The organism is Mesorhizobium sp. M7A.F.Ca.CA.002.09.1.1, from assembly GCF_003998555.1.
In the GTDB taxonomy this organism is placed as follows: Bacteria; Pseudomonadota; Alphaproteobacteria; order Rhizobiales; family Rhizobiaceae; genus Mesorhizobium; species Mesorhizobium ciceri.
This window is the reverse complement of record NZ_RZRR01001563.1, coordinates 1-506: the sequence shown is the minus strand read 5'-3', so window position 1 is coordinate 506 and position 506 is coordinate 1. Positions and strand designations below refer to the sequence as shown.

Sequence of the window (506 nt, the reverse complement as noted above, 5' to 3'; positions counted from 1 at the left end):
AAGAACAGCGGTGTCTTGCCGTCGGCGCTCCACAGCGAATTGTGGATGTGGCTGGAATTGCCGGCGAGCCCGTAATTATACTTGGACATGAACGAAATCGCCTTGCCCTCGGACTCGGCGATTTCCTTGGCGCCGTTCTTCAGGATGACGTGGCGGTCGGCCATGTCGAGCGCCTCGGCATAGCGCACATTGATCTCTTCCTGGCCCGGACCCCACTCGCCCTTGGAATTCTCGATCGGAATGCCGGCCGCTTCCATTTCGTTGCGAAGCCGGCGCATGACGCCTTCTTCCTTGGTGGTGATGCCGATCTGGTAGTCGCCGATATAGGGCGATGCGGTGTCGAGACCTTGCCAGTGCTTCTTGCGGGCCGAATCGTAGGTCTCGTTGAACAGATAGAATTCGAGCTCGGATGCGAAATAGCCGATATAGCCGCGCTCGCTCAGCCGCTTGACCTGCTTCTTCAAGATGGCGCGCGGCGAATGCGGCAGGTCGTCATGCGTGTGGTG

The 506-nt window shown here is 59.1% G+C and carries 1 pseudogene; it reads right to left on the bottom strand.

Going from position 1 to position 506, the window contains the following annotated elements:
- Positions 1–506 (bottom strand): annotated as a pseudogene (locus tag EN994_RS34670) (glutamine synthetase); the annotation flags it as partial.